19 protein-coding genes are annotated in these 19656 nt (G+C 71.5%); 8 read left to right on the forward strand and 11 right to left on the reverse strand.

The window, feature by feature from the left end; genetic code table 11:
• Positions 1-91: 91 nt before the first annotated feature.
• The 5 genes from AB0I66_RS15100 to AB0I66_RS15120 form a co-directional block, all read right to left on the reverse strand.
• Positions 92-1033, reverse strand: coding sequence for an ROK family glucokinase (locus AB0I66_RS15100; protein WP_363208268.1), 942 nt, complete (start codon positions 1031-1033; stop codon positions 92-94).
• 54 nt (positions 1034-1087) lie between these two features.
• Entirely contained in the window at positions 1088-1558 is a 471-nt protein-coding gene (locus AB0I66_RS15105) for a DUF5304 domain-containing protein (protein ID WP_363208269.1), read from the reverse strand.
• A 73-nt stretch (positions 1559-1631) separates the two neighbouring features.
• On the reverse strand, positions 1632-2759 hold the full coding sequence (locus AB0I66_RS15110) for an ArsA-related P-loop ATPase (protein WP_363208270.1): 1128 nt from the start codon (positions 2757-2759) through the stop codon (positions 1632-1634).
• Positions 2760-2819: 60 nt separating this feature from the next.
• Positions 2820-3260, reverse strand: coding sequence for an SRPBCC family protein (locus AB0I66_RS15115; protein ID WP_363208271.1), 441 nt, complete (start codon positions 3258-3260; stop codon positions 2820-2822).
• A 90-nt stretch (positions 3261-3350) separates the two neighbouring features.
• Positions 3351-4121: a metallophosphoesterase gene (locus tag AB0I66_RS15120; protein WP_363208272.1), complete on the reverse strand. Its 771-nt coding sequence runs from the start codon at positions 4119-4121 to the stop codon at positions 3351-3353.
• A 309-nt stretch (positions 4122-4430) separates the two neighbouring features.
• On the opposite strand from AB0I66_RS15120, the gene AB0I66_RS15125 reads away from it, so the two are divergent.
• Positions 4431-6227, forward strand: a complete 1797-nt coding sequence (locus tag AB0I66_RS15125; protein WP_363208273.1) for an AMP-dependent synthetase/ligase — start codon at positions 4431-4433, stop codon at positions 6225-6227.
• A gap of 296 nt (positions 6228-6523) precedes the next feature.
• Here the strand turns inward: AB0I66_RS15125 and AB0I66_RS15130 are convergent, their stop codons facing one another.
• Positions 6524-7666, reverse strand: a complete 1143-nt coding sequence (locus AB0I66_RS15130) for a glycosyltransferase family 4 protein (RefSeq protein WP_363208274.1) — start codon at positions 7664-7666, stop codon at positions 6524-6526.
• 86 nt (positions 7667-7752) lie between these two features.
• Between AB0I66_RS15130 and AB0I66_RS15135 the strand changes: the two genes are divergently transcribed.
• Positions 7753-9021, forward strand: a complete 1269-nt coding sequence (locus AB0I66_RS15135; RefSeq protein ID WP_363208275.1) for a glycosyltransferase family 87 protein — start codon at positions 7753-7755, stop codon at positions 9019-9021.
• On the opposite strand, the gene AB0I66_RS15140 is transcribed toward AB0I66_RS15135, so the two are convergent.
• The 5 genes from AB0I66_RS15140 to AB0I66_RS15160 form a co-directional block, all read right to left on the reverse strand.
• A complete protein-coding gene (locus tag AB0I66_RS15140) occupies positions 8978-10135 on the reverse strand; it encodes a hypothetical protein (protein ID WP_363208685.1) in 1158 nt (385 codons plus the stop codon). The genes AB0I66_RS15135 and AB0I66_RS15140 overlap by 44 nt on opposite strands.
• 74 nt (positions 10136-10209) lie before the next feature.
• Positions 10210-11235, reverse strand: a complete 1026-nt coding sequence (locus tag AB0I66_RS15145; protein ID WP_363208276.1) for an NlpC/P60 family protein — start codon at positions 11233-11235, stop codon at positions 10210-10212.
• 224 nt (positions 11236-11459) lie between these two features.
• Complete coding sequence (locus AB0I66_RS15150) at positions 11460-12491, reverse strand: NlpC/P60 family protein (RefSeq protein WP_363208277.1); 1032 nt, start codon at positions 12489-12491, stop codon at positions 11460-11462.
• A 317-nt stretch (positions 12492-12808) separates the two neighbouring features.
• Positions 12809-14158 carry an NYN domain-containing protein gene (locus tag AB0I66_RS15155; RefSeq protein ID WP_363208278.1) on the reverse strand — a complete coding sequence of 450 codons (1350 nt, stop codon included), beginning with the start codon at positions 14156-14158 and terminating at the stop codon, positions 12809-12811.
• A 34-nt stretch (positions 14159-14192) separates the two neighbouring features.
• The gene (locus tag AB0I66_RS15160) at positions 14193-14432 is read right to left on the reverse strand and encodes a hypothetical protein (protein ID WP_363208279.1); all 240 of its coding nucleotides are present in this window, start codon (positions 14430-14432) and stop codon (positions 14193-14195) included.
• Between the two features lie 138 nt (positions 14433-14570).
• Between AB0I66_RS15160 and AB0I66_RS15165 the strand changes: the two genes are divergently transcribed.
• The 6 genes from AB0I66_RS15165 to AB0I66_RS15190 all read left to right on the forward strand — a co-directional run bounded on the left by AB0I66_RS15165 (position 14571) and on the right by AB0I66_RS15190 (position 19650).
• Entirely contained in the window at positions 14571-15314 is a 744-nt protein-coding gene (locus tag AB0I66_RS15165) for a rhomboid family intramembrane serine protease (RefSeq protein ID WP_363208280.1), read from the forward strand.
• Positions 15315-15351: 37 nt separating this feature from the next.
• The gene (locus AB0I66_RS15170) at positions 15352-15633 is read left to right on the forward strand and encodes an Lrp/AsnC ligand binding domain-containing protein (RefSeq protein WP_363208281.1); all 282 of its coding nucleotides are present in this window, start codon (positions 15352-15354) and stop codon (positions 15631-15633) included.
• A 105-nt stretch (positions 15634-15738) separates the two neighbouring features.
• Positions 15739-16071 carry a small secreted hydrophilic protein gene (locus AB0I66_RS15175; protein ID WP_363208282.1) on the forward strand — a complete coding sequence of 111 codons (333 nt, stop codon included), beginning with the start codon at positions 15739-15741 and terminating at the stop codon, positions 16069-16071.
• Complete coding sequence (locus tag AB0I66_RS15180) at positions 16004-17503, forward strand: ATP-binding protein (RefSeq protein ID WP_363208283.1); 1500 nt, start codon at positions 16004-16006, stop codon at positions 17501-17503. The genes AB0I66_RS15175 and AB0I66_RS15180 overlap by 68 nt, the downstream gene beginning before the upstream one ends.
• A complete protein-coding gene (locus AB0I66_RS15185) occupies positions 17500-18162 on the forward strand; it encodes a response regulator transcription factor (protein ID WP_344520200.1) in 663 nt (220 codons plus the stop codon). The genes AB0I66_RS15180 and AB0I66_RS15185 overlap by 4 nt, the downstream gene beginning before the upstream one ends.
• A 75-nt stretch (positions 18163-18237) precedes the next feature.
• Positions 18238-19650, forward strand: coding sequence for an SLC13 family permease (locus AB0I66_RS15190; protein ID WP_363208284.1), 1413 nt, complete (start codon positions 18238-18240; stop codon positions 19648-19650).
• The last annotated feature ends 6 nt before the right edge of the window (positions 19651-19656 follow it).

Consider the following 19656-nt stretch of genomic DNA (forward strand, 5'->3'; position numbering starts at 1 on the left):
GGGATCAAGATACGCGCCGCGCGGTGCCGCCACGACGAGGCCCGCCGCCCCCGGAAGGGAACAGCGGGCCTCGTTCGAGATCAGCCGGAGGTCACCCCTGGCGCGCCAGGTCGGCGGCGCCCACGAGCCCCGCCTTGTTGCCCAGCTGCGCGGCGAGCACCTGCGCGTGCGGACGCCACTGCCCGCCGATGAGCCACCGGCGGAACGACTTGCGGATCGGGTCGAGCACCAACTCGCCCTCGTCGGAGAGACCGCCGCCCACGATGAACGCGGAGGGGTCGAAGAGCGAGGCCAGGTCGGCGAGGCCCGCGCCGACCCAGCGGGCCAGCTCGCGGTAGGAGTCGACGGCGACGGGGTCGCCGTGCCGGGCCGCCTCGCTGATGTGCTTGCCCTCGATGCCCTCCACGGTGCCGTCACCGAGACCGAGCAGGATCTCCGCGTTCTCCGGCGTCGCGTTGGCGCGCTGCCGCCCGTACCGCAGAAGGGCGCGCCCCGAGGCGTACTGCTCCCAGCAGCCCTGGCTCCCGCAGCCGCACAGCAGCCCGTCGGGAACCACCCGGATGTGTCCGAACTCGGCGGCCACGCCGAAGCGCCCGCGCCGCAGCTTGTTGCCGATGATGATGCCGCCGCCCAGGCCCGTGCCGAGCGTGATGACGATGACGTCCTCGTGGCCCTGGCCCGCGCCGAAGCGGTACTCGCCCCAGGCCGCGGCGTTCGCGTCGTTCTCCACGACGACCGGCAGGCCGACCCGCTGCTCGACCTTGTCCTTCAGCGGCTCGTGGCGCCAGTCGATGTTCGGTGCGAAGAGAACGGTGGCGCGCTTGTCGTCCACGTAGCCGGCGGCGCCGATGCCGACGGCCTCCACGTCGTTCCCCTTGCCGGCTCCGGAGACGGCGGCACAGATCGCGTCCACGATGCCTTCGGCGGTCGGCGGCGTGGGCACCTTGTGGGTGTCGAGAATGGTGCCCTCTTCGTCGACCACTCCGGCCGCGATTTTGGTGCCGCCGATATCGACGCCGATGGTGAGTCCCATGTGTCCCTCAGTTTCGGTCGAGCCCCGCTATGGGCAACCGTACCCGAGGGGTGTTCAGTCCAGGTCGATGTGTTCGGCGGGACCGGGGCCCTCGTCGCGCGGGTCGGGGCCCTTCGCGGCGTCGCTCCCGCGGGTCCAGCGGCCCTCCTGGCCCTCGACCGCGGAGCGGTAGGCGGCGAGCAGTTCGCTGCCGGCGGATGCGAGGTGGTCGAAGACGTCGGGGTTGCGCTCGATGACGGGCTCGACGGCGGCCTTCGCCTGCTGCACGACCTGCCGCACGGTCTGCTCGACGGCGCCCTGCGCGACCGCGCCGAACAGCGGGCCCTGGAGCCCGGACAGCTTCTCCGAGACGGCGTCGACGAGCTTGCGCAGCTCCTCGCCGGCCGATGCGGGCGGCGGCCCGTACTGGGCACGGCGCCGGGCCTTCTCCGCCGCGAGATCCTCGGCGCACGCCTTCTCCCACGCGTCGGCGTCGGTGTCGGCCACTTCGGGTTCGGGCACTTCGCGCTCGGTGGCATCACTCATGACGGAAGACTCCTGCGGAGGGCGGTCCAGGTGGATTCGTACCCTCGACGTTACCCGAACGGCGGTTGTGCGTTCACCGTGTCCGCGGCCACAGATCGGGGTCCGGCGCGAACCTGACCCGCAGCTCGCCGTCGCGCAGCCCGGCGCCCGCGACGGAGCAGCGGCGCAGGGCGGACGGCAGGGGCACGATGCGCCGGAGGGTGCCGACGGTGAGGACGAGCTCGTCCCCGCGCCGGATCAGGCCGAGCTCCTCGCGTACGGCGCCGGGGAGCGGGATGTGCCAGACCAGTACGCCTTCGTCCGCCAGTGCGTCGACCACGCGCCACGGGACGGGGGCCGGGGCCGCGGCGGGGGCGGGCGCCCCCAGGGCGGCCAGGTCGTCGGCGCCCCGCGGGTCGCGGCCCAGGTGCGGGAGCGTGCCGAGGCTGTCGCCGTACGTCTGTGCCCACTCGACCAGCGTCTTGCGCTGCTGGGCGACGAGCCCGGAGAGCCAGATGTCGGCGGTGTCGTCCGGGAGGACCCGGTTGGCGTGCAGGGCGTCGGTGCGCAGGCCCTGCAGGGCGAGGCCGGTGGCGGCGGCGCGCACGGCGTCGGAGCCCGCGGGTCCGGGCTCGGCGACCAGGCGGACCGTCGTGCCGGGGTGCTCGATCACCGCCTGCGCGGCGGCGAGTTCGGTGTCCCAGCGGGCCGCGGTCTCGTACAGCCAGGAGGCGGGCATCGGGACGCCCGCGATGCGGCCGAGCATGGGCCGCAGGGCGCGGGCCGCCTGCCGCTCGGGCGGCAGCAGCCTGCGCAGATAGCGGCGCAGCTGCTCGGGGAGGGCGAGGACCGCGAGGGCGCGGGGCACCGGGGGCAGGTCCACCACGACGGTGTCGTACGCGCTCTGTCCGGCGTCGCGCAGGGCGCGCAGCAGGGCCAGTTCGTCGCTGCCGGGCAGGGGGGTGAGCTCCTCGCCGTCGAGGCGTCCGGCGCCGAGCAGGTCGAGCGCGGAGCCCGCGCGGTTCTGCAGGGCCAGGAGGTCGTCCCGGAACTCGTCGCCTGGGGTCAGTCCGCGCAGGGTGAGGTTCGCGTGGTCCGCGTCGAGGGGGTCGGCGGAGATCAGCAGCGTCCGGTGCCCCTCGCGGGCCGCGGACAGCGCGGTGGCCGCGGCGACGGTGGTCCGGCCCGAGCCGCCGGGGCCGGTGACGAGGAGGGTGCGCATGGGAGTGAACGGTACGTGAGGTGAGTCCCGCCGCCGCGCGGCGGATCTCCCCCGCCGGTGCTACTTCGCGCCGGACTCCACGCGCTTCTTCAGGCCCGCGAGCGCCCGGTCGGTGATGACCTTCTCCGCCTTGCGCTTGATCATGCCGAGCATGGGGATCTTGACGTCGACGGTCAGCCGGTAGGTGACCTCCGTGCCGGTCCCCACGGGCTTCAGGAGGTACGAGCCGTCGAGCGAGCGCAGCATCTGCGACTTGACGAGGGTCCAGCTGACCTCGTTCGCGCCGGTCCAGGTGTACCCGAGCGTCTGGTCGTCCTTGATCGCGCCCGCGTCCATGACGAGGCGGACCTGCTTGGCGCGGCCCTGCTCGTCGGTGTCGAGCACCTCCGCCTCCTTCACCTCACCCGTCCAGTCCGGGTAGCGCGCGAAGTCGGCGATCACCCCCATCACCTCGGCCGGTGCCGCCTCGATCGTGATGCTCGAGCTGGTGTGTTCCGCCATCTCTGTGGCTCCTCCAGATGCGGTCCGGTACGGGGGGTGGTGTGTACGTGTGTGACGCGTGAAGGCTACCGCGCACGAAGTGGCCCACCATCACCACTCCAGGGCCCATGGTCTGCCCGAGCTCGCGAAGTGCCCCACGTTCACACACTCCGTCGCCCCGATCCGCATGCGCCGGGTCAACGGCTGGTGAACGTGGCCGAAAAGTGCGTATCGCGGGCGGGTCTTGTGAATGGCGGCGAGCAGGGCTCGGCTGCCGCGCTCGAAGCGGCGCGCGACGGTGTCGTACACCAGCTCGGGGACGTCCGGCGGGATGTGCGTGCAGAGCACGTCGACCTCGCCGACGGCCTCGATCTTGGCCGCGTACTCCTCGTCGCTGATCTCGTACGGCGTCCGCATGGGCGTGCGCAGGCCGCCGCCGACGAAGCCGAAGACCCGGCCGCCGATCTCGGCCCGGCCGCCGTCGATGACGGTGGTGCCGGGGTTCGCGTACTCGGACCAGAGGGTCGGTATGTCGACATTGCCGTAGGTGGCGTACGTCGGTGTGGGAAGGGCGGCGAACATCTCGGCGTACTGCTTGCGCACCGCTTTCTCGATGGCGGGCGCGCGGTCTATCCCCGCCCACAGCCGGGATCCGAACTCCCTGGCCTCCTCGAACCGGCGGGCGGTGCGCAGCTCGACCAGGTGATCGGCGTTCTCCTTGCCGAAGAGGTCGGGGAAGATGCCGCGCGAGTGGTCGGCGTAGTCGAGGAAGAGGACCAGGTCACCGAGACAGACGAGCGCGTCGGCTCCCTCGCCCGCGCGGGCGAGGTCCTTCGTGTTGCCGTGCACGTCACTGACCACATTGACCCGGAAACCTGGCATGCCGATCACCCTAGAACGAGCGGGCAGACGTGGGTAGAGGCCCGCAGAAGGGGGCGGACCTGCGGTTACTTCCGAGTCGGGAATGGCGTGGCGTACTGTGCGGTTCAGACCACAACGTCGTGTGACGCACCGAACATCTGGCCCGGACCCCCTACCGAACAAGCCATACCCATGGGTAACGTCCGGGCAGTCCAGTAGTGCTCCAGCTGTCTTTCCCCCCATTTCCCCCGGAGCACCTGCCCGATCTTGGACCGCACCGTCGCATCGCACAACGTCGTGGCGCCGGCGCCCTATGTAGGAGCAGCAGTCTTGCGCGAGTTCAGCCTTCCGGCCCTGTACGAGGTCCCTGCGGACGGCAATCTGACCGACATCGTCCGCAGAAATGCCGCACAGCACCCGGATGTCGCCGTCATCGGCCGCAAGGTGGACGGCACCTGGCAGGACGTCAACGCCAAGACCTTCCTCGCCGAGGTACGCGCGGCGGCCAAGGGGCTCATCGCCTCCGGAGTGCGCCCCGGCGACCGTGTCGCCCTGATGTCCCGCACCCGTTACGAGTGGACGCTCCTCGACTTCGCCATCTGGAGCGCGGGCGCGGTCACCGTGCCCGTGTACGAGACGAGTTCGGCCGAGCAGATCCAGTGGATCCTCGGCGACTCCGGCGCCGCGGGCATCATCGTGGAGCTCGACGCGCACCGCGCGGCCGTCGAATCCGTGCGCGACCGTCTTCCCGACCTGGTCAACGTCTGGCAGATCGACGGCGGCGGCGTCGACGAGCTGAACCGCACGGGCGCCGAGGTCTCCGAGGAGACCGTCGACGAGCGCAGCGCGGTCGCCGGAGCCGACGACCCGGCCACCATCGTCTACACCTCCGGCACCACCGGCCGCCCCAAGGGCTGTGTGCTCACCCACCGCAGCTTCTTCGCGGAGTGCGGCAACGTGGTGGAGCGCCTCAAACCCCTCTTCCGTACCGGCGAGTGCTCGGTGCTCCTCTTCCTGCCCGTCGCGCACGTCTTCGGCCGCCTGGTCCAGGTCGGCGCGCTGATGGCGCCGATCAAGCTGGGCCACGCGCCCGACGTCAAGAACCTCACGGACGAGCTGGCCTCGTTCCGGCCGACCATGATCCTGGGCGTCCCCCGCGTCTTCGAGAAGGTCTACAACTCGGCGCGCGCCAAGGCGCAGGCCGACGGCAAGGGCAAGATCTTCGACAAGGCCGCGGACACGGCGATCGCGTACAGCCGCGCGCTCGACACCGCGAGCGGGCCCTCGCTCGGCCTGAAGATCAAGTACAAGACGTTCGACAAGCTGGTCTACAGCAAGCTGCGGGCCGTCCTCGGCGGGCGCGGCGAGTACGCCATCTCGGGCGGCGCGCCGCTGGGTGAGCGGCTGGGCCACTTCTTCCGCGGCATCGGCTTCACCGTCCTTGAGGGCTACGGCCTGACGGAGTCCTGCGCGGCCACCGCCTTCAACCCGTGGGACCGCCAGAAGATCGGCACGGTCGGTCAGCCGCTGCCCGGCTCGGTCGTCCGGATCGCCGACGACGGCGAGGTGCTGCTGCACGGCGAGCACCTGTTCACGGAGTACTGGAACAACGAGGGCGCGACCGAAGAGGCGCTGGCCGACGGCTGGTTCCACACCGGTGACATCGGCACGCTCGACGAGGACGGCTACCTCCGGATCACCGGCCGCAAGAAGGAGATCATCGTGACGGCGGGCGGCAAGAATGTCGCTCCCGCGGTGATCGAGGACCGTATCCGCGCGCACGCGCTTGTCGCGGAGTGCATGGTCGTGGGCGACGGGCGGCCCTTCGTGGGCGCGCTCGTCACGGTGGACGACGAGTTCGTGGGGCGGTGGGCCCTGGACCACGGGAAGCCGGCGGACTCCACGGCGGCGTCGCTCCGCGAGGACCCGGACCTTCTCGCCGCGATCCAGACCGCGGTGGACGACGGCAACGCGGCGGTCTCCAAGGCGGAGTCCGTCCGCAAGTTCCGTGTCCTCGCCTCGCAGTTCACGGAGGAGTCGGGCCATCTGACGCCGTCCCTGAAGCTGAAGCGGAACGTTGTCGCCAAGGACTACGCAGACGAAATCGAGGCGTTGTACCGCGGGTAGCGTTGACGGATCCGCCCACTCGCCGTGGGGGGTCCTGCTTCCTCGGCGACTTGCGGTCGTGCGTGGTTGCTCGCGCAGTTCCCCGCGCCCCGGGGGGGGGGGGGGGGGCGCCCGCCCCCCCCCCCCCCACCGGGCGCCCCCCCCCACCCCCCCGCGACAAGCCCAAGACGGCGGTCAGCCGCGCAACAACAGCCAGCGGCACCCCAGTAGGCGTTTGAGGGGCGCGGGGAACTGCGCGGCCAGCCCCAGACGGCCGTCAGTCGCCCCGCAACCCCCGGCGGCAACCCCTCAGGCGCTCAGAGCAACTCCCTGAGCCTCTCCGCCAGGAGATCCCAGCGCCACTTCTCCTCCACCCACTCCCGGCCCCGCTCCCCCATGCGCCGCCGCAACTCCCCGTCGGCGAGCAGGGGGATGATCCGGTCCGCGGCGGCCTCCGGGGAGTCGCCCCGGACGACCCAGCCCGTCTCACCGTCGAGCACCGCGTCCGGCGCCCCGCCGGAGTCGCCGGCCACGACCGGAAGGCCCGTCGCCGAAGCCTCCAGGTAGACGATCCCGAGGCCCTCGACGTCGAGCCCGCCCCGCCGGGTCCTGCACGGCATCGCGAAGACGTCACCCGCGCCGTAGTGGGCGGGAAGTTCCTCCCAGGGCACGGACCCCGTGAAGCGGACGGAGTCGGAGACCCCGGTCTCGGCGGCCAGCTTGTGCAGGTCCGCCTCGTAGGGGCCGCCCCCCACGACCAGCAGCACCGCCTCAGGCTCCCGAGCCAGAATCCGCGGCATGGCGAGGATCAGCGTGTCCTGCCCCTTGCGCGGCACGAGCCGCGAGACGCACACCACGACCGGCCGGTCCGTCAGGCCGAGACGGGCCCGCACGGCCTCACCACCCGAGCCCGGGTGGAACGTCTTCTCGTCGACGCCCGGCGGCAGTTGCACCATCCGCCCCGCCGCCGCGGGCGAGAGCGCCGCGGCGATGCGCGAGCGCGTGTATTCGCCCAGATAGGTGATCGTGTCCGTCGAATCGCCGATGCGGCGGAGCAGTTGGCGTGAGGCGGGCAGCTGCGCCCACCCCGCCTCATGTCCGTGCGTCGTGGCGACGAGGCGCCTCGCGCCCGCCTTGCGCAGCGCCGGGGCCATCAACCCCAGCGGCGCCGCTGCCCCGAACCACACCGACTCGCAGCCGTGTTCCCGCAGCAGCGAGATCGCGCGCCGCGTGACGCGCGGGGTCGGGAGCAGCATCGTCGTGGGGTCGCGTACGACCTTGAAGGGCTGCTCCGCGTCGAAGGCGGCCGTCGCCTCGGCGCCCTCGCGCCCCCGCTTCCACGTGGAGGCATAGACGACGAGCTGCTCGGGGTCCAGGCGCAGCGCCATGTTGTGCAGGAACGCCTGGATGCCACCGGGCCTGGGCGGGAAGTCGTTCGTGACGATCAGGGTCTTGTGCATCGTCGCCGACAGTACCGAAAGCCCGGCAGAGCGTGCCTCTCGGCCCATTCGCGGCCACGCCCGGCATCATGACTCCACGAACCACAATGAAGTATCCGAAAAGGGGCGTGGTGTGCGTGGCGCGGATCCTGACCGTCTGGGTCCTGACCAGGACAGTGCTGCTGCTCTGCGTCTTCAAGGTGCTCACCGCCCCCGGCCCCGACGTGACCAGCGACGTCGCCGTCATCTACCAGGGCTGGTACGAGGTCCTGCGCACCGGCACCTTCCCCTTGGACGACGTCACCTGGCAGTACCCGCCCGCCGCCGCCCTCGCGGTCCTCTCCCCCGCCCTGCTGCCCTTCGTGGACTACACGTCGGCTTTCTTCCTGCTCGCCCTCCTCGCCGACGCCCTCGTCTGCGGACTGCTCCTGTACGCGGGCCGGCGGCCCGGCAAGTCCCTCCGCGGGGCCTGGGTGTGGGTTCTCGGCGTGGCGCTGCTCGGGCCGACCGTCTACGCCCGTTACGACGTGATGGTGACGGCCGTCGCGGTCGCCGCGCTGCTCGCCGGGGCGCGGCACCCCCGCGCGATGGGGGCCCTCGCGGGGTTCGGCGCGCTGCTGAAGGTGTGGCCCGCCCTGCTGCTCGTCGGCATGCCACGCGCGCGTGCCACCCGGAGTTCCTGGGGCGCGGCGGTCGCCACCGCACTCGGCCTGACCCTCGCCTTCCTGGTGACGATGCCCGGCGCGCTCGCCTTCCTGACCTTCCAGCGCGACCGCGGCACCGAGGTCGAGTCGCTCGGCGCGCTCGTCTTCCACGTCGCGCGCCACCTCGGCTGGGAGGGCGAGGTACAGCTCAACTACGGCTCGGTGGAGTTCCTCGGCCCCTACGTCTCGCTGGTCAGCACGGTGGCGCAGGGGCTCTCCGTGGCCGCCTTCTGCTGGCTCCTCCTGTGGCGGCTCCGGGCCCGTGTGTGGTCCGCGAGCACGGTCGCGGACACGGCCTTCGTCGCCGTACTGCTGTTCACGACGACGAGCCGGGTCATCAGCCCGCAGTACCTGCTGTGGCTGGTCGGGGTCGCCGCCGTGTGCATGGCGTTTCGCGCGAGCCGCATGGCGCTGCCCGCACACCTGGTGCTCGCGGCCACGTTCGTCACGTTCCTGGAGTTCCCCGTCTGGTTCTCGCACGTCGTGGCGAGCGACCCGCTGGGCATCACCCTGCTCTTCGTCCGCAACGGTCTGCTCGTCGCGGCGGCGCTGCTCGCCTGCCGGAACCTGTGGCGGCAGACGGTGTCCGAACCGCGGGCCCGTGCGCGGGCGTCGGCGTCCGAGGAGGTCAGCCGAGCTCGGCCCGCAGATACGTACGCCACTGCGCCGTGAACTCCTCCAGGGAGATGTCCAGGACGTCCCGCAGCGCGTCCTCCACCGCACCGGGCCTCTTCTCCCGCTCGCCGACGGCTTCGTAGAAGTCCGTCAGGCTCTCCTCGCCCCACTGGTCCGCGATCATCCGGCAGGCCAGCCACGACCCCTCGTACGCCTGCGCGAGCTTGCCCGCGTCCCCGCTGAAGCCGAAGTCGTCGTCCTCGGGGAGCGCGCCCGGCAGTCGCTCCCCCTGGACGGCACGGCGCAGCTCGGGAGCGGCCTGTGCGGCGGTGCGGCCCGTGCCGCGGTAGCCCACCCAGTCGGCGAAGCCCTCGGAGAGCCACAAGGGGGTGGCCGGCGAGGTGTGCGCGCGGGTCGCGACATGGGTCGCCTCATGGGTGAGCACGACCTGCTTGCCGAAGTCGCCGAGCACGCCGTACGCCTCGGGGTTGACGATGATGCGGTCCGCGGGCGCCTCGCCGGAGCCGCCCGTCTCCCCCGTGGTCACCGCCGCGATCCCCTGATAGCCCGAAGCGGGCGCGCCGAGCAGCCCCGCCATGCCGTCGAGGGACTTGGGCACCATGACGACGACCCGCCGCGGCCACTTGCCCTCCCAGGCGTCCCGCACCAGGGGGACCGCCCGGTCGGCGAGGGCCGCGTACTCGCGCAGCGTCGTCTTCTCCCGCTCGCCGCGCCCCACGCCGAGCACGAGGCTGTGAGCGCCCCGTACGGACGTCACGGGCCCCTGGTCCCAGAGTTGCTGCGTGGCCTTCTTCGCGGGCCGCTCAGCGACGACGTACCACCGCTCGTCGCGCTTCTGGAGCGTGAGCGAGCGCGAGGTGATGAGCGGCTCGCTGTCGTAGCCCTTGATGCGGTACCGCAGGTCGGCGGTCACGGTGGCGCGCGCGCCGCTGCGCCGGAACCCGGTCAGGCGGTACTCCCAGGACTCCAGCGGGACCTCGCGCAGGTTGTCGTAGGCGGCGGTCCCGGCGCCGCTGCCCGTCGCGCGGTACGCCTTCGCGTCCCGGTCGAGCACCGCATCCGCCCGCCGGTCGAGCAGCCTGCGCACGTCGCCGGGCGCGGCATCGGGCGCCGAGGGACCGCCGCACCCGACGAGCAGGGCGACACACATCCCAAGGACCCACGACCCACGCCCGCGACCAGCCACGTTTCAGATCGTAAGGGCAGCGGGCCGCCGACCGCCGGTCAGATCCGCGTCACCGACGAGACCGGCATCATCCCGACCGGGTCGTAGCGCACGGGAGCGCCGGGGTAGGGCGCGTGCACGACCTGGCCATTGCCCATGTACATCCCGATGTGGCTGGCGTCGTCGCGGTAGGCGACCAGGTCACCGGGTTGCGCCTGCGCCAGGGGCACCTGACGCCCCGCGTACCGCTGGGCCTGCGAGGTGCGCGGCAGGCCCACGCCCGCCTGCGCGTACGACCACTGGGTGAGCCCCGAGCAGTCGAAGCCGGAGGGGCCGTTGGCGCCCCACACGTAGGGCTTGCCGATGGCCGACCTGGCCGCCGCGATGGCGGCCGCGGCCCGCGACGAGGCCGGCCCGGCGCTCCCGAGGTCCGGCATCTCGTCACGTCCCGAGCGCGATGACCTGTCGTACGCCTCACGGTCCCGCGAGGACAGCGAGTTCAGGAGCCGCCGGGCCTTGGCGAGCTTGTGTTCGACGGCTCGCTTCTGGCGGGCCACGGCGGTGCGGCTCTTCTCCAGCTCGGCGAGCTTGTGTCCGGCCTCCGTGCGCTCCTGGGCAAGGCTGCGCTGGGCCCGCTGCAGATCGGTCAGTTCACCGGCCTGCCGGGCGCTGATGCGGTCGAGTGTGGCCGCCCTGTCCAGGTAGCCGTCCGGGTCGGAGGAGAGCATCAGGGCCAGGGAGGGGTCGATGCCGCCCGAGCGGTACTGCGCCCCGGCGAGCGAACCGAGCGCGCCGCGCATCGTGTTGATGCGCTCCTGGCCGCGGGCGACGCTGTCCTTGGCCCGCTCGACCTGCCCGCGCAGGGTGTCCGCGCGCTCGTCGGCCTTGTTGTACGCCTCGGTGGCCTTCTCTGCCTGCTCGAAGAGGCGGTCCACCTTGGCCTTGGTGGTCGCCGGGGTGTCCTGCGGTGCGGCGCCCGCCGGTGCGGCGAAGGCGGCCGCGGCGGTCGCCGCGGCGGCTGACAGGACGGTTACGCGCGTGCTCCGGTCCAGACCGGACAGCGCGGGACGACGATGGGACCCCACGGGAAGCCGCTCTCCCTCCGCATGACGGACCCCCGGGCGAACCGGGGGAAAGTCCCCCGATCCGTCGGGGGAATGGGCGCGAGAGTAGCCGTGGGATCACGTCACGGCCAAAGACCCCGCCGTGCACACAACGTGACGCCCCGCCGGAGACGCAGGTCACCGACGGGGCGTGGGGTCAGCGTGAGTTGCCGGAATTCGCCCGTTTGGGCGGCACTCCGGTCGTTTCAGATGCGGACGCCGAACTGGAAGGAGCCGATGGTCGACATCGACTCGTAGCGCACCACGGCGCCCGGCTTCGGGGCGTGCAGCACCTGGCCGTTGCCCGCGTACAGACCGACGTGCGCGAGGCTGTTGAAGAACACCAGGTCGCCGGGCTTGAGCTCGCCTCGGCCGATCTTCGGCCCGTCGTTCTGCTGGGTGTACGTGGTCCGGGTGATCTGCACACCGGCCTGGTTGTACGCCCACTGCGTGAGGCCGGAGCAGTCGTAGGAGTTGGGGCCGCTGCCGCCGGAGACGTACGGCTTGCCGATCTGCGTGGCGGCGGCGCTCAGGGCGGCCTGGCCGCGCTGCGAGGCCGGGGCCTCCTTGCCGAGGTCCACACGGTCGCCGGCGTCGCGGCTCGCGCGCTGCTCCTTGGCGGCGAGCTCCTGCTTCTCCTTGGCGGTCAGCGTGTTGAGCAGCTTCTGGGCGGCGCCGAGCTTGCTCTGGACTTCCTTCTTCTTCTTGCCCAGTTCCTTGCGCGTGTCGGCGAGGTCCTTGAGCTTGTCGGACGCCTCCTTGCGCTCCTGCGCGAGGGTCCGCTGCTTCTCCTGGACCTTCTTGAGCGCCTCGACCTGCTGACTGCTCAACTGGTCCATGGCGGACGCCTTGTCGAGGTAGTCGTCCGGGTCGGAGGAGAGGAACAGCTGGACGGAGGGGTCGATGCCGCCGGAGCGGTACTGCGCGCTGGCCATCGAACCGAGGCCGCCGCGAAGGTCGTTGAGGTCCTCCTGGCCGCGGGCCACCTTGTCCTGAAGCTCGCCGATCTCCTTCTCGAGCTTCTCCTGCTTCTCCTTGGCGCCGTTGTAGCGGTCGGTGGCCCGGCCCGCGTCCTCGTAGAGCTTGTCGACCTTGGACTTGACCTCGTCCTTGCTCGGCTTCTCGCTCGGCGTCGCGTTGGCCGCCTGGGAGGTGAGTGCGACGGCAGCGGCGGCGGTGGCGGTGAGCACGGTCACGCGCGCGCGGCTCGGCTGCTTGGGTCGACGGTGGGACGCCACGAAGGCGGCTCCTTCTTCCTCCAGCCGCCTACCGAGGACCGGTCGGCGGGTACCACCGCTGTCACCCCGGATGGGTGATCAACCGAGCGGAGGTTCGAGGCGAGACCCTAGTGACCTTCTTGTGATCAGTTCAAATCCTGACCGGCAAAAAGTCGGGTGCGGGAGGCATATTTTACCGATAACGCACAGCCGGTGATGATCTCTTGACGCTACGTCGCGTCACCTGGGCCTCAATTCGGGCATAGGGAACAGGAGTTACGTGCACGCCTTTAGGAGTGCGAAACCGGCGTACGCCGGGCGTGCGAAAACGGCGCGCGTCAGCCGCGCGAGAGCCGCTTCAGAAGCACGGCCGAAGCAACGGGCCGCGCACCCGCCTTCGCGATCCCGTCGGCCACTTCGCGGTCGGTCGACACGACGACCACGGGGCGCCCGGGAGGCTCGGCGCGCACCAGCTGGCGGATCAGTTCGTCCGCGGTGACGCCCGCCTTGGAGAACAGCACCCGCACCCCGCGCGGCGGCGCGAGCAGCACGGGCGCGGCGAGTTCGGCCCCGTCGAAGACGCAGGTCATCTCGGCGCCGGTCTGCGCGGCGAGCTGCGAGAGCGAGCCGAGAAGGCGCAGCCGCTGCTTCTCCAGGGGCATCGTCGGATAGCCGGTCTTGGTGACGTTGTAGCCGTCCACGACCATGTGCGCCTGCGGCAGCGCGAGCAGTTGGTCGATGATCGCCGGGTCGTTCTCGGAGAGCGCCCGCGCGGCGATGTCCTTCGGCGTCATCCGTCCCGGCTCGACCGCGTCCACGGTCTCGGCGGGCCGCACGGAGACGGGCGGCAGGGCCAGTTCGCGGCGCAGCCCCTGGGCGGACTCAAGGACCGTGTCGAGCAGCAGCCGTACCCGCATGTCCTCGACGCTGCGGCCCTCGCGCGCCGCCCTGCGGCTGGCCTCCAGGGCGGCCTCGGTCTCGCTGAGCCGGGCCTTGAGCCGCCGGCCCTCGCTCTCGGCGGCGGACAGCTGCGCCTGGCCGTCGGCGCGTGCCGCGTCGTGCTCGGCGGCGGCCTTGCGCAGGGCCGCCTCGCCGCGCTTGACGTCGCTGAGAGCGCCGCGCAGCTTGCGATGCATCGATTCGGCTTCCTTCTTCGCCGACTCGAGTTCCGTGCGCAGCCGCTCGGTCTCGGCCTTCGTCTGGCCGCGGGCCGCCGCGAGTTCCTCGCGCAGCCGTTCGAGCTCGGCCCGGGTTTCGTCGTCGACGCGCTCGGCGTCCGCCCGCAGGGCCTCCTCACCCGCGGCGGTCACCAGCTTCACCCAGCCGGTGGGACGCAGCACATAGGCCGCGGCCGCCACATCGAGGGGGTCCGCGGCCGGGGGCGGTGAGCCCGCGTCCAGGGCGCCGGTGAGCTCGGGCTGCGCCTCTCTGAGACGTTCGCCGATGCGCTGCCGGAAGAGCGCGTCGCCCTCCAGGGCCGCCGCCATCGCGTTGCCCGCGAACTTCGTGCGCCGGGTCGGCGTGAAGCGGGCGTACTGCCGCAGCTGTGCGGGCAGTTCGCTGACCGTGAGCCCGCCGAAGCCGTCCGAGACGATCTGGACGACTCTTCGGCGCACTCCGTCGGGCAGCGGACGGTCGAGCACCTCAGCGGCGCCGTCGTCCGGCTCCCCGCTCGCGCTCTCCACCATCCGTCACCCCACTAGCTGTGCGGGGCCCGCTCCGTCAGGAGCCGGCACCCGGCCTGTCCACGAGTTCCACCTGGTCCACCGCGTTGCACCAACGGCAGCGCACCGACTCGATGGTCTCACTGACCACCTCGCGTTCCTCGATGTTCGACTCACCGGCCAGGTCGAGGTGCACATATTCGACGACCTTCGAACTGCGGGTCACGTCGAAGCGCGTGAGGTTGCCGCAGAGCTGGCAGCGCCACCTGGTCGTGTCGGTCGGCAGAGGAACCGTCATCGTGGCTGTTCGCTTTCCTTCGGAATTCCATGGTGCGTGGTGCCCGTAACCCTAAGGCCTGTAAGGGTCTCCATGCGGCGGCCTCCCACGCGGCGGGGCGCTCTGTACGGTTTGCTGCCCTTACGTCATGCTCTGTTCATGATCAGGACTTGGGGTACGACGGCGGGCCGCATGCTCAGGGGGCAGTCCGCCCCGGTGACGTACGGCCTGATCGCCGCCTGCTGTCTGGTCTTCGTGATCTCGCCGGTGTCCGGGCTCAATCCCGCGTACGGCACCGGAGACGAGGTGCTCGCCGCCCAGCAGGCCTACTTCGAGCGCTGGGGCGTGATCCCCTCCGAGTTGTTCAGCGGCGCGGCGCGGCCCCTGCTCGCCCCCGCCACCGCGCTCTTCGTGCACGGCAGCTGGCTGCATCTCCTGGGCAACATGCTCTTCCTCTTCGTCTTCGGGGCGATGGCCGAGGAACGGATGGGGCACGTCCAGTTCGCGCTCTTCTATCTCGGCTGCGGCTATCTCGCCCTGTTCGCCTACGCCGTCGCGCACGCGGACTCCGACCAGACCCTGGTGGGCGCCTCGGGGGCGATCTCCGCGGTGCTCGGCGCCTTCCTGAGCCTCTTCCCGAAGGCGCGGGTCACCAGTCTCTTCCCGTTCCTCTTCTTCCTGCCGCTGCGGTTCCCGGCGTGGGTGGTGCTGCCGTTCTGGGTGGTGCTGCAGTGGCTCGCGGCCTGGCAGGGCGCGGCGGGCCCGGGGGTCGCGTATCTGGCGCATCTGGTCGGGTTCTCGCTCGGCTTTCTGTACGCGTGGGTGCGCTACAGGAGAATGAGGAGGCGGGCTCGGAGCGCCTCCTTGGAAGGGCGGGGGCGGGAGACGGGAGGGCTAGAGTGAAGAGGCCAGCACCGGCTACCGAGGGAGACAGTCAGCCGTGATCACCGCGATCGTGCTCATCAAGACCAGCGTGGACCGGATCCCGGAGATCGCCGAGTCGATCGCCGCCCTCGACTGCGTCAGTGAGGTCTTCTCCGTGACCGGCACGTACGACCTGATCGCCATGGTGCGCGTCTCGCGCCACGACGACCTGGCCGATGTCATCCCCGGCAAGATCAGCAAGATCCCCGGCGTGGAGGGGACGGACACGCACGTCGCGTTCCGCACGTACTCGCAGCACGACCTGGAGGCGGCGTTCGCGATCGGCCTCGACTCCTGAGGCTTCCGGTCCCGGGTCACCCGTCGTCCGCCGCACGAGCCGGATGAGGGTTTCTTCATCTGCGGCTCATGCTTCTGACGCGCTACGCCCCGCACGCTCACCCTCATGGTCTTCTCCCACCGCATGGCCGCTCTGGCCGCCGTCGTGGCGATCCCCCTCGGCATCGCCGCGACCAGCTACGCCCTGACCGACAGCCCCGAGCCGCCGAAGGCCCCGCCCAAGGTGGAGTTGGAGAGCGGTTCGCCGTCCTCAGCCCCCTCTTCGTCCTCTTCCTCCTCGCCGTCAGGGAAGCCCGCCACGCCCCGGGCGACGCCCAGCGACGAGACGGTGTCCCCGCCGCCGGTGAGCGAGAATTCCACGGGCGATGACGATGACGACGGCAACGAAGGCAGCGGACAGGGCGACAACGACGACGACGGTCCCGGTGACGACGGCTGAGCGCCCGCACCGCTGGATATCCGCCCGTGTCCGCATCCTGCTCTGGCTGCTCGTGGTGATGGCCGTCGCGCTCACCGCCGTCGCGGCCACCACGCGTTCCGTCCTGCTGCGCGACGTCGACCACCGCATCGACCGGCTGCTCGCACAGGAGACCGGAGAGTTCACCAACCTCGCCCGGGAAGGCGTCGACCCGCACACGGGCCGGAAGTTCACCGCTCCCGATCCCCTCCTGCGGCTCTTCCTCTCCCGGCAGTACGCCGACCCCGACGAGGAGCTGCTCGGCCTCGTCGGCCGCTCCGGCAAGCCGCCCGCCAAGAAGGAACAGGCACGCGAGCAGCGGATAGATCATCCGCTCGCCGAGGACCCCACCGCGCTGCGCACGGTCTTCGACTCCCCCGACGCGACCGGCACACTGCACCGCGACCGAGGTGAGGTCCGCTGGGCCAAGGTGGAGATCGCGGCGAGCGCCGGACATCCGGCGGCCGCGTTCGTCGTCGCCTTCCACCCGGAGGGCGAACAGGCCAAGGCGGGCGACGTGTTCACGATGCTGCTCGCCATCTCCGGGGTCGCCCTCCTGATGACGACCGGCATCGGCTGGGCGGTCGCCGGCCGCATCCTCAAGCCCGTACGCCTGGTGCGGACGACCGCCGCGCAGCTCACCGAGCAGGATCTGACCCGGCGCATCCCGGTGCAGGGCAGGGACGACATCGCCGCGCTCGCCGAGACCTTCAACGGCATGCTCGACCGCCTGGAGCGCGCGTTCGCCGCCCAGCGCGAGTTCGTCGACGACGCGGGGCACGAGCTGCGCACGCCCATCACCATCGTGCGCGGCCACCTGGAGCTGATGGGCGACGACCCGGGAGAACGGGAGGAGACGGTCCGGATCGTCATGGAGGAACTGGACCGGATGAGCCGCATCGTCGAGGACCTCCTGCTCCTCGCCAAGTCCGAGCGGCCCGACTTCGTCACCCCGCAGCCGGTGCAGCTGGCCGAGCTGACCGCGGACGTCTTCGTCAAGGCACGGGCACTCGGCGACCGGGACTGGCGGCTCGCCGAAGTGGCCGAAGGAGAGACCGGTCTCGACCCGCAGCGCATCACCCAGGCGATGGTGCAGCTCGCCCAGAACGCCGTCCAGCACACCGTCCCGGGCCAGCGCATCGGCATCGGCTCACGCAGCGCGGGGGGCCGCGTCGAGTTGTACGTCGCCGACAGCGGACCCGGCGTCCAGGCACAGGACGCCGCGGTGATCTTCGAGCGCTTCCGGCGCGGCACCGCCCGCCGCGGTGCCCGCGCCACCGGCGCCGGACTCGGCCTCGCCATCGTGCGGGCGATCGCCGAAGGACACGGCGGCCAGGTCGAGCTGCGGCCCACGGAAGGCGGCGGCGCCACCTTCGTACTCGACCTGCGAGAACAGGAAGCGGGACTGACATGAACCGGATTCTCATCGTCGAGGACGAGGAGCGCATCGCCTCCTTCGTCGAGAAGGGCCTGCGCGCCAACGGCTTCACCACCAGCGTCGTCGGCGACGGCGACGCCGCCTACGACTACGCCCTGACCGGCGGCTTCGACCTGGTCGTCCTGGACATCGGCCTGCCCGGCAAAGACGGCTTCACGGTCCTGCGGCAGTTGCGCGAGGCCCGCGTGACCACACCGGTCATCGTGCTGACCGCGCGCGACTCGGTCCGCGACACCGTGGCGGGCCTGGAAGGCGGCGCGGACGACTGGATGACCAAGCCGTTCCGCTTCGAGGAACTCCTCGCGCGGGTCCGCCTCAGACTGCGTACGGCGGCGGGTGCCCCGGAGGTGACGGTGCTGCGCGGCGGGGACCTGACGCTGGACCTGCGCACGCGCAGGGCGCGCTCGGGTGAACGGACGGTGGATCTGACGGCACGTGAGTTCGTGCTGCTCGAACTCTTCCTGCGCCATCCGGGGCAGGTGCTCTCGCGGGAGCAGATCCTTTCGCACGTGTGGGGGTACGACTTCGACCCCGGGTCCAACATCGTCGACGTGTACGTCCGGGCGCTGCGCAAGAAGCTGGGCGCGCAGCGCGTGGAGACGGTACGCGGGATGGGGTACCGCCTACCGGGGTAATGAGTGGCCTCCCGGGTGAATTTCCTTTCATCCACGGCTCATTGAGGACTCACGGCCGGGCCCGAGGCTCAGTGCGTGACCCTGAATCCCCGCCAAGCCATCACTCTCTGCGTCGCGCTGAGCCTGTGCGCGCTGCTCCTGGTGCCGGGCAACTTCCCCGGCCTGAGCGGCGACGCACGCCTCACCCTCGGCGTGTTCGCCCTGGCGACCTGTGCGTGGATCAGCACCCCGATCGACGACACGTACATCGCGCTGGGCGCCGGGCTCGCGCTCACCGCGACCGGGGTGATCAGCAGCGACACGCTCTTCGGCACCCTCGGTGACGAGACGGTCTGGCTGCTGATCTGCGCCTTCGTGCTGGCGGCCGCGGTCGCCCGCAGCGGTCTCGCGGGCCGGGCCGCGGCCTTTCTCGTCAGCGGAGCGCGCACCGTACGGCAGTTGACTCATCTGACGACGGCCGCCCTGGTCGTGACGGCCTTCGCGGTGCCCGCCACATCGGGCCGCGCCGCGCTCGCTCTGCCGGTCTTCCTGGCGCTCGCCAAGGTCCTCGCCGACCGCAGGCGCCTCGTGGTGATGCTGGCGCTGCTGTTCCCGACCGTGATCCTGCTCTCCGCGGTCGCGACCCTGATCGGCGCGGGCGCGCATCTGATCACGGTGTCCGTGCTGTGGGAGGCCACCGGCGAGCGGATCGGCTTCACGCAGTGGATGCTGCTCGGTCTTCCGCTCGCCGTCGCCTCGTCCCATCTGGCGGCGGAGGCCGTCCTGTTGACGACGACGCGGCGGGAGGACCGCAAGGGCCCGGTGCACATCACCGTCGAGCAGCTCCAGGAGCACAGCGAGCAGCCGGTCACCGGGGCCTGGGAGCCCGCCGAGACCCGCTGCGCGCTCCTCCTCGCCACGGTCGTCGCCCTGTGGTGCAGCGAGCCGCTGCACCAAGTACCGCCCGCCGTCGTCGCGTTGATCGGCGCGGTCGTCGCCTCGTCCCCCGCGCTTGGCACCGTACGCCTCAAGGACGCGCTGAAGACCGTGCCCTGGGCGCTGCTGCTCTTCATGGCGGCGACGATGGCGATGGGTGTCGCGCTCGCCGAGTCGGGGGCGGCGAAGTGGCTGGTGGGCGGGGTCCCCCTCGATGTGCCGCCCTGGCTCTTCCTGGCCCTCGTGGTGGCGGTCAGCACGGCCGCCCACCTGGTCCTGCAGTCCCGTTCGGCCCGCTCGTCCGTCCTGGTCCCGCTGGTCGTCGCGGCGGCCGTCGGCGCGGGCGTCAACCCGGTCGCCGCCGCGCTCGCCTCCACGGCGGCCGCCGGCTTCTGCCACACCCTGCCCGCCTCGGCGAAGCCCGTCACGCTCTTCGCCGACATCCCGGGCACCCCCACCTACACCCGGCGCGACCTGCTGCGCCTCTCCGCGGTCCTGGCACCGCTGACCGCCGCCCTCGTCCTGCTCTTCGCCGTGGCGCTCTGGCCGCTGCTCGGCGTACCCGTCCGCTGATCCCGC

The sequence above is a fragment of the Streptomyces sp. NPDC050439 genome (genome assembly GCF_040655335.1).
In the GTDB taxonomy this organism is placed as follows: domain Bacteria; phylum Actinomycetota; class Actinomycetes; order Streptomycetales; family Streptomycetaceae; genus Streptomyces.

Bases quoted from the DNA above. Each gene is read 5' to 3' on its own strand.
- AB0I66_RS15105 (WP_363208269.1), bottom strand. From the start codon at position 1,558: ATGAGTGATGCCACCGAGCGCGAAGTGCCCGAACCCGAAGTGGCCGAC.
- AB0I66_RS15110 (WP_363208270.1), bottom strand. From the start codon at position 2,759: ATGCGCACCCTCCTCGTCACCGGCCCCGGCGGCTCGGGCCGGACCACC.
- AB0I66_RS15185 (WP_344520200.1), top strand. From the start codon at position 17,500: ATGAACCGGATTCTCATCGTCGAGGACGAGGAGCGCATCGCCTCCTTC.
- AB0I66_RS15115 (WP_363208271.1), bottom strand. From the start codon at position 3,260: ATGGCGGAACACACCAGCTCGAGCATCACGATCGAGGCGGCACCGGCC.
- AB0I66_RS15120 (WP_363208272.1), bottom strand. From the start codon at position 4,121: ATGCCAGGTTTCCGGGTCAATGTGGTCAGTGACGTGCACGGCAACACG.
- AB0I66_RS15155 (WP_363208278.1), bottom strand. From the start codon at position 14,158: ATGGTGGAGAGCGCGAGCGGGGAGCCGGACGACGGCGCCGCTGAGGTG.
- AB0I66_RS15130 (WP_363208274.1), bottom strand. From the start codon at position 7,666: ATGCACAAGACCCTGATCGTCACGAACGACTTCCCGCCCAGGCCCGGT.
- AB0I66_RS15165 (WP_363208280.1), top strand. From the start codon at position 14,571: ATGATCAGGACTTGGGGTACGACGGCGGGCCGCATGCTCAGGGGGCAG.
- AB0I66_RS15180 (WP_363208283.1), top strand. From the start codon at position 16,004: ATGACGACGGCAACGAAGGCAGCGGACAGGGCGACAACGACGACGACG.
- AB0I66_RS15140 (WP_363208685.1), bottom strand. From the start codon at position 10,135: ATGTGTGTCGCCCTGCTCGTCGGGTGCGGCGGTCCCTCGGCGCCCGAT.
- AB0I66_RS15135 (WP_363208275.1), top strand. From the start codon at position 7,753: ATGAAGTATCCGAAAAGGGGCGTGGTGTGCGTGGCGCGGATCCTGACC.
- AB0I66_RS15160 (WP_363208279.1), bottom strand. From the start codon at position 14,432: ATGACGGTTCCTCTGCCGACCGACACGACCAGGTGGCGCTGCCAGCTC.
- AB0I66_RS15100 (WP_363208268.1), bottom strand. From the start codon at position 1,033: ATGGGACTCACCATCGGCGTCGATATCGGCGGCACCAAAATCGCGGCC.
- AB0I66_RS15175 (WP_363208282.1), top strand. From the start codon at position 15,739: ATGGTCTTCTCCCACCGCATGGCCGCTCTGGCCGCCGTCGTGGCGATC.